This window comes from Mesorhizobium sp. M7A.F.Ca.CA.004.04.2.1, assembly GCF_004022825.1.
Lineage (GTDB): Bacteria > Pseudomonadota > Alphaproteobacteria > Rhizobiales > Rhizobiaceae > Mesorhizobium.
The window spans coordinates 1-5,095 of record NZ_RZPH01000399.1; the positions used below are offsets into that span (position 1 = coordinate 1).

General features: G+C 59.8%; 5 protein-coding genes. 2 read left to right on the forward strand and 3 right to left on the reverse strand.

Translation table 11 applies throughout. The features are described 5' to 3' along the window. The coding region (locus EN893_RS18345; protein ID WP_164900944.1) for an ATP-binding cassette domain-containing protein at positions 1–728 on the reverse strand (728 nt) is incomplete at its 3' end. A gap of 29 nt (positions 729–757) precedes the next feature. Further along, complete coding sequence (locus EN893_RS18350; protein ID WP_164748937.1) at positions 758–1,873, reverse strand: BMP family ABC transporter substrate-binding protein; 1,116 nt, start codon at positions 1,871–1,873, stop codon at positions 758–760. Between the two features lie 220 nt (positions 1,874–2,093). Here EN893_RS18350 and EN893_RS18355 point away from each other — a divergent pair, with 220 nt between their 5' ends. Next, positions 2,094–3,053, forward strand: coding sequence for a LysR family transcriptional regulator (locus EN893_RS18355; RefSeq protein WP_127268795.1), 960 nt, complete (start codon positions 2,094–2,096; stop codon positions 3,051–3,053). Then, positions 3,050–4,111, forward strand: a complete 1,062-nt coding sequence (locus EN893_RS18360; protein ID WP_164748936.1) for an isopenicillin N synthase family oxygenase — start codon at positions 3,050–3,052, stop codon at positions 4,109–4,111. The genes EN893_RS18355 and EN893_RS18360 overlap by 4 nt, the downstream gene beginning before the upstream one ends. Before the next feature lie 528 nt (positions 4,112–4,639). Here the strand turns inward: EN893_RS18360 and EN893_RS18365 are convergent. Beyond that, on the reverse strand, positions 4,640–5,095 hold a 456-nt coding region (locus EN893_RS18365), incomplete at its 5' end, for a molybdopterin cofactor-binding domain-containing protein (RefSeq protein ID WP_164900945.1).

Below are 5,095 nucleotides of genomic sequence, written 5' to 3' on the forward strand. Positions count from 1 at the left end.
ACCATCAGCCGCGCCACCTCCGCTTCGGTGACGTTCGCAACCCGCGCACCGTCAAGCACGGTCTCGCCGTGCCGCATGATCGTTACCCGGTCGCAGAAAGCGGCAACCTCCCGGAACTTGTGCGTGATCAGAACCACGGCGTGACCTTGCCTCGACAATCGCTGGGCAAAAGAGAGAAGCGTGCGCGCTTCCTCGTCGGTCAGCACCGCCGTCGGTTCGTCCATGACCAGAATTCGGGCGCCCAGAAGCATGACCTTGATGATCTCGGCGCGCTGGCGTTCGGCGATCGAAAGGTTCGCTACCAGCTTGTGCGGATCGACGGGCAGGCCGATCTCGCTCGACTTGGCGGAAACGATCGCCGCCGCATCGCTCAGCGTTTTCACAGCAGCCTTGCGACCGAAGCCGAGGAGAACATTTTCGGCAACCGTAAAACTCTCGACCAGCCGGAAATGCTGATGGACCATGCCGAGACCGGCGGCGGCGGCTTCCAGCGGGCTGCGCAAACTGATCGCTTCGCCGTCGATCGATTGGTCGCCCCCGTCAGCTACATAGACGCCGGCCGCCACGTTCATCAAAGTGGACTTGCCTGCACCGTTCTCACCGACGATGGCATGCACCTCTCCCCATTCGAGACAGAAGGACGCATCGCGGAGCGCGGCTTTGCCGTCAAACGACTTGCCTATGCCGCGCATCAACAGAGCCGCCGGCGTGCCCGGCGGTTGTCGCATGTCTCCTGCCTGCGGAAGCGCCGTCGTCATTACTTCGCCGGCATGGTGCCGATGACACCGTCGACGAAATAGTCCATCGACCAGAGCGCCGCATCGTCGACCTTCCCGCCGGCGTCGACAACGATGGTGCCGTCTTGCTTTTTCAGAGGGCCCTGGAACGGATCAAGCTTGCCGGTGATGATCTCCCGCTTTGCTGCCTCGACCTTTGCCTTGGTCTCCTCGGAAACCGAGGGGCCAAAAGGAGCGAGATCGACCACGCCGGCTTCAAGGCCTTCGAAGGCGCCGTATTCCTCGGGTTTCCAGTTGCCGTCGATGATCTCCTTGATCGTCGGCACAAGATATTTCTCCCAGCGGAAGATGACGGAGGTCTGGATCGTCCGCGGCGCGGCATGCGACATGTCGAGCTGAAAGCCTATCGAAGGAACGCCTGCCTTTTCGGCGGCGTCGAGCGCCGAGGTCGCGCTCAGATTCGTGGCGAGCACGTCGGCCTTCTGGTCGAGAATGGCCTGGGCGATCTGCCCTTCCTTCACCGGGTCCCACCAGGAGTTGGCGAAGACCGCGACCGTTTCGATCGTAGGATCGACCGAATGGGCCCCGAGTGCAAAACTGTTGATATCCCAGTTCACCACGCCGACCGGAAAGCCGGCGAGGATGCCGATCTTCTTCGTCTTCGTCGCCTGTCCTGCCGCGATGCCTGCAAGGTACCAACCCTGGTAAGTGCGGGCATAGAAGCTTTCCATGTTGGCCCCATTCTCCGTGCCCGAAGCACTGAGAAACGCCACATTCGGATAGGCTTTGGCCGCTTCGGCCATTGGGGCGCTGTAGCCATAGGTGGTGCCGATTATGATGTTGAAGCCGCGCTTGACGTAGAGATCGATCGCCGCGCGCAGCTTCGTGGTCTCTTCCGGTATGTTCTCCGTCACCGAGACAGGCACCTGTAGCTGTTCCTCCACGGCCTTGCGGCCGGCCTCGAGGGCTTCGTTCCATCCGCCGTCTTGCGCTGAACTTGCATAGATGAACGCGACCTTGGGCGACCCTTCCAGAGTAAAGGCATATGCGCCGGACGCAGCACAGGATGCGAAAACCGTGGCCGCCGCCGCGAACAGGCGAACTGAGCCGGACGGCATCGTGTTGCGCTCTTTCATTTCGTGGTTCCCCTTGTTTTCTTTGTTTTTCTCAGCCGGAAGCATGCCGCGCCCATGCAGCTTCCCTGCACGGTGACGATTGCCGCCGGAGCGTCTTTTTTGATTTGGCAAAAGCGAATTGGCTCTTGTGCAGTGCATAACAGCCGATTACGTTCGTTCATGCAACAAAAATAATCATGCTCATTTTTTGGGCATTTTGCACAGAAATGTGAACGATCAAATGAACACCGATGCTCTGGCATCATTTGTAAAAATCGCGGAACTGCGGTCATTGTCCGCCGCGGCGAAGTTGTACGGCCTGCCCAAATCCACGCTCAGTCTTCGGCTCAAGCAGCTTGAAGACGATCTGAAGGTCGCTCTGTTCGAGCGCTCCGGCCGTGTCCTGTTGCTCACGGAGGCAGGGCAAACCCTGCTCGGGCACGCGCGGCAGATACTGCAAAGCTGCGATACGGCGCGGGCCGCCGTGACGGAACTGAGCGACGACGTGACCGGAACCTTGCGGATCGGCGCCACGGGGGAGTTCGGCACGGCCTACTACACGCAGATGCTCATGGCGTTCAGAAAGCTCTACCCCAAGGTGGAAATCGAACTCACCTTCTTTTCGCCGCACGTTCTCTACGCGCCGGAGAGCCTCGATATGCTCGACGCCGTGATTTCATGGGACGAAGGTATCGAAGGCGGCGAAACGCTCTCCACCGCAAAATTCGCACTCTTTGCCAGCAAGAGTTATGTCGAGCGTGCCGGGATGCCACGAAAACCCGCCGATTTGGCGGAACACCAGGGCATTGTCTATCGCACCTCGGCGGGCCTGCAGCACTGGCGGCTACAGAAAGGTACCGCGCAGGAAAGTATCTTGCCGCGCAGCAACCTGATCGCCAACGAATACTGGACTATCAAGTACTTCGCCGTTGCGGGCGAGGGCATTGCCTATCTACCGCACTTCTTCACCACGATCGAGTGTGAACGCGGCCACCTCATTCCGTTGCTCGACACATGGGAGTCCGCGGAAAAGCGGGTCAGCATCCGCATATCGCGCCCGCACGCTCCGTCGCGTAAGATGACCGCGTTCATGGATGTCTGCGGCCGCTACTTCTCGCCCGGCTTCGTTTTCACGGGGCCGCGCTACTACGTCGAAACAATTTTCGATGCAAGCCAGCAAGAAAAGGGAACAGAAAAATGAAGGTCCTTGAAACCGGCAACGGCGCGCGTGCAATGAAAGGGGGAGGGCTCGACCCGCAGCGTGTCAGCTTCGACAAGATCCCGATCATTGATCTCGAGCCCATGTTCACAGGCGACGAGGCGGCCAAGCGAAAGCTCGCCCAGGAACTGCGCGAGGCCTGCACGGAAGTCGGCTTCCTCTATATCAAGAACCATCACGTTCCGAAGGATGTCATCGATGCCACGTTTGAGGTGGCGGAGGTGTATTTCGCCGAATCCGACGACGTGAAGATGGAGAATCACGTTTCCAATTCAAAGAATAATCGCGGTTATGCGGCAATATTGGAAGAGAATACGGATCCGACCGCGCGCGGAGACCTGCACGAATCCTATGATATTGCGTTGGATGTGCCAGCCGACGATCCGGACGTGAAGGCCGGCAAAGTACTCTACGGTCCCAACCAGTGGCCAGCGGGCAGGCCGGAGTTCCGAACGGCACTGGAAGCCTACCATGCCGAGATGCTGACGCTGAGTGGCCACCTGCTCCATGCCTTTGCTCTGGCTCTGGGGTTGGAGGAGACATATTTCGACCTGCTGGTCGGCAAGCCGCTCGCAACTTTGCGGGTGCTCCACTATCCACCGCAGTTTGGCGAGATCGATGACCGACAGATCGGCATTGGGGCGCATTCGGACTATGAGTGCTTCACGATCCTGGCCCAGAAGGATGGTATTTCAGCCTTGCAGGTACTGAATGCAACAGGCGAGTGGATTGCGGCCGATCCCGTCCCCGGCTGCTTCGTCGTCAATGTGGGAGATCAGATGGCGCGTTGGACCAATGACCTTTTCGCCTCGACCGTCCACCGCGCGGTGAACCGTTCCGGCAAAGAACGCTATTCGATCCCGTTCTTCTTCGGTCCAAACTATGATGCCGTGATCGAGGTGCTTCCCAGTTGCGTTGATGAGGATCATCCTGCGAAGTACCCCCCGATCACGTCGGGCGAATACGTCAACGGCCGCTTCAAGGCGACATTTGCGCACTATGCCGCGCAAAGCGAGGCCGGCGCCGAAACCGCGGCTTAAGCGGATAATCCCGTCATGCGCGGCCGCTCCTGTGGCCGCGCATCGCGTACCCGCCGTCCGTTGACCGAGATCAATATGATAGCACCCGCGATGGGTAGCGTCGGGTTAACTGGTTAGCCATGGAGTCACCAGAAGAACCCATTTCGGTTTGACGGTGGATGTGGCTAATTTTTCGGCTTTGAGGGCTTCGTGGAGCGCGGTCTTGCCGATTTGGGCTTTGAGCAGCAACGGAGCAGAAAACCTGCATAAGGAAGTCACGGCTCGTCGTCCGGGTCAGCGGTTTTCGGATCGCGTGGCGGGCCTCGGTTTCGGCTATGGCCGCGGCAAGGCACAGCCAGTCGGCGATGCTGAGGGGGTAATGTTTTCAGGGGGCATTTTGCCGGTGCCAAAATGGATGTCGCTCATGGTCTTACCCCTTGATGGTTGCGCGAGTGCTGAAGGTGAAAGTGTGGAGGGAGCACCACCGCCCGAAGCTGCGGCCTGGCCTCCCCACAAGGGGACCCTCAAGGGGGAGATCGGCCACCGCCCTTAAATCAGCTTCTCCAGCGTGATCGGCAAATCCCGCACGCGTTTTCCCGTCGCATGGAACACCGCGTTGGCAATCGCCGGCGCCACGCCGACAATGGCCAGTTCGCCAACGCCCTTGCCGCCGAGCACCGAGGAATGCAGGTCGGGGATGCCGACCGAGATCACCTCGATGTCGGGGATGTCGGCATTGGTCGGCACGAGATAGTCGGCGAGGTTGTCATTGACGATGCGGCCGTGGCGGCGGTCGACGATGCCTTCTTCCAATAGCGCCTGGCCGATGCCCATGATGATGCCGCCCTTCCATTGGCTTTCGGCAAGTTTCGGGTTGTAGAGCCGCCCCGAATCCAGCGCCGACACCACACGCGATACACGCACCGTGCCGAAGTCCTCGTCGACGCGCACCTCGATGAAATGCGCGCACCAGGAGTGGCGGTAATAAACGCCCTCCGTGTGAGG

Coding starts and splice junctions, on each gene's coding strand:
- EN893_RS18350 (WP_164748937.1), bottom strand. CDS start 1,873: ATGAAAGAGCGCAACACGATGCCGTCCGGCTCAGTTCGCCTGTTCGCG.
- EN893_RS18355 (WP_127268795.1), top strand. CDS start 2,094: ATGAACACCGATGCTCTGGCATCATTTGTAAAAATCGCGGAACTGCGG.
- EN893_RS18360 (WP_164748936.1), top strand. CDS start 3,050: ATGAAGGTCCTTGAAACCGGCAACGGCGCGCGTGCAATGAAAGGGGGA.